Source organism: Mesorhizobium sp. M7A.F.Ca.CA.004.04.2.1, assembly GCF_004022825.1.
Lineage (GTDB): Bacteria > Pseudomonadota > Alphaproteobacteria > Rhizobiales > Rhizobiaceae > Mesorhizobium.
Genome location: NZ_RZPH01000878.1, coordinates 1 through 2,581, shown reverse-complemented (window position 1 = coordinate 2,581; position 2,581 = coordinate 1). Strand labels below are relative to the sequence as shown.

Here is a 2,581-nt window from a genome sequence, read left to right as displayed (position 1 = left end):
GGTTCACCATCACCGATGACCTGCCGCAGCATCAAGAGCACGTGATTGCCGGCTCTGACCAGCAATAGGCTGGAACCACAGCGGGCCAATTCCGTTTATTCGACGCCCGTTTGCCGGGAATTGACCTTGGCCTCATCTCGTCGGCGGTAGCGGATACCTGACGTCTATAGAACGATGTCGGGAATGCATCTTCTTGCGCCGACCAAGGAATCAGCCCAGCATCCAAACGCTGGGAGAGAAAAAGCATTTATGGCCGGACGCGGCATATCTGCGACCCGACGATCCGGCCACTGGGAAGATACGTTCCGGGAACGGGCAAGCGAAACGCTTGAGCTCGTTTGAAAGGAACGCGTCATGTCTGCTGCCACACTCAGATCGGCCAATGCCGTTCAACCGGCTGGCCGACTTTTGTTTTCCCTGTTCGCGATCGGCGCGATGGCAATGCTGACGGCACCCGCCTTCGCGCATGACGCCACACCCACGGCGGCAAAGCCACAGGGCTGGAGTTATCCGTTCGCATGCTGCGCCAACTATGATTGTCGCACGACCCATACAGGCGAAGTGCTGGAGAAACCCGAGGGCTATGTCATCGCCGGAACGGGTGAGATCGTTCCAATGACCGACAAGCGTGTCAAGGACAGCCCGGACGGCGAGTTCCATTGGTGTGCGCACCAGGCGGGCCTCGACGCCGGCAAGACAATCTGCCTGTTCGTGCCGCCGCGCTCCTATTGACGACAGGACGGCGGTCGGACGTCCGCGGTCGCGTGTGACCGGGACCGCAGGCCGGGTTTGCGCAGTTCGGGTGATGCCTGCTGACAGACAGTTGTCAGGAGCACCTCTTTATGCTGCCTTTGCCGCACGGGGTGGCGGGCGACAGGAGGAGTTCGTTGATGACCATCAAGGCAAGCTGTCATTGCAAGGCGACGACATTCGAGGTTTCGCAGGCACCGCAGACGGTGACGCAATGCACCTGTTCTTTCTGCTCGAAGCGCGGCTCGCTCTGGGCCTACTACGTGCCTTCGCAATTCAAGCTCACCAGCCCGATGGAGAACGTCTCTTTCTACCGCTGGGGATCGAAAACCGTAAAGCACGGTTTTTGCGCCACCTGCGGCTGCGGCACCTTTACCGAAACGCCGGACTGGTCGACCGGCGAGCCGGATTTCGACAATCCCAAGATCAGCGTCAACTCGCGACTGTTCGACGATTTCGATCTCGACAAGGTCGAAGTGGTGGTCATAGACGGCAAGAACCTCTGGTAGCCTGATCCGAACGATTGCGGCCCGGCGATGCGGCGCTATCACTGTGTATCGGTCCCTCGGGAAAAGCCGTGAGCGGCGCTTTTGCCGTTCCGCTTTTCGCCGCAATTCGTGGTACAAGTCGCGGGAAGGGCTGATTTGGCGCCACCGCAAGGCGTGACTTGGAGAGGGACCATCCTATGAAAAAGACTGTGCTCGTCGTCGTGGCGACGGCTGTGCTCGTGAGCGCCTGCACCACCACCGATCCGTATACGGGCGACCAGAAGATTTCCAACACGGCGGCCGGCGCCGGCCTTGGTGCCCTGGCGGGTGCAAGCCTTGGCCTGCTTGCCGGCGGCAACGACCGCCGCAACGCACTGATCGGCGCCGGCATCGGCGCGCTGGCCGGCGGCGCCATCGGCGCCACCATGGACCAGAACGAGGCCGAACTGCGCCGGCAGCTCGAGGGCACCGGTGTCAGCGTCACCCGCAGCGGCGACCAGATCATCCTCAATATGCCGTCCGACATCACCTTCAACTCGGACCAGGATGCGGTGAAGCCCGGCTTCTACCAAGTCCTGAACTCTGTCGCGCTGGTGCTGAAGAAGTTCAAGCAGACCACGGTCGACGTGTTCGGCCACACCGATTCGACCGGTGGCGACCAGCACAATTTCGATCTGTCGCAGCGTCGTGCTTTGGCGGTGGCGAACTATCTGTCCGGTCAGGGCGTGGATCAGCGACGCTTCGCAGTCACAGGCTTCGGCAAGACGCGCCCCGTCGCATCCAATGCCACGGCCGAAGGTCGCGCCCAGAACCGCCGCGTCGAGATCCAGCTTTCGCCGCTCACCTGATTTGTACGGCAAACCAATGCGAAACGGCTCCCATGGGGGGCCGTTTTTGTTTGAGCGGATATTGGTGTTATTCAATTAGTTATTCCTAAAATACATCTTTCCCGCAGCTATGGAAAGGAATAGCATCATCGCTGTTCCTGAGGGGATGAGGCGGTGTCACTGGCCGCGCAATCAGCATTTTTCCGCCTCGGTCTTGCACGGCCAGATCAGAAATCTGGGAGGAATGCATGACAAGAACAGCCAGCCTTGGGCGCTGCGGCGTCCTCGTTTTGACAGGTTTGGTAGGCGCGTGGCTGAACGTTGCTTCGGCTCGCGCCGAGGACGCCAACAAGGCCGACATCGAAGCCTTGAAGAAGTCGCTCGCCAAATATGAGGATTACACCGCTGCCGTCCGCGACCTCTATCTGTCGACCGTCGGCTGCGTCCACTACAGCGGAGAAAAGATACCGGGCGCGATGGACTACCCGAAGGGCGCCATGGGCATCCACTTCGTCA

At 60.4% G+C, this 2,581-nt stretch carries 3 protein-coding genes and 1 pseudogene; all 4 read left to right on the top strand.

Annotated elements, in window-relative coordinates:
* Positions 1–354: 354 nt before the first annotated feature.
* Entirely contained in the window at positions 355–732 is a 378-nt protein-coding gene (locus EN893_RS28555) for a hypothetical protein (RefSeq protein ID WP_023812122.1), read from the top strand.
* Between the two features lie 158 nt (positions 733–890).
* Positions 891–1,259, top strand: coding sequence for a GFA family protein (locus EN893_RS28550; RefSeq protein WP_024503891.1), 369 nt, complete (start codon positions 891–893; stop codon positions 1,257–1,259).
* A gap of 176 nt (positions 1,260–1,435) precedes the next feature.
* Complete coding sequence (locus EN893_RS28545) at positions 1,436–2,086, top strand: OmpA family protein (RefSeq protein ID WP_013531371.1); 651 nt, start codon at positions 1,436–1,438, stop codon at positions 2,084–2,086.
* 227 nt (positions 2,087–2,313) lie between these two features.
* Positions 2,314–2,581: pseudogene (locus EN893_RS28540) on the top strand (hypothetical protein); the annotation flags it as partial.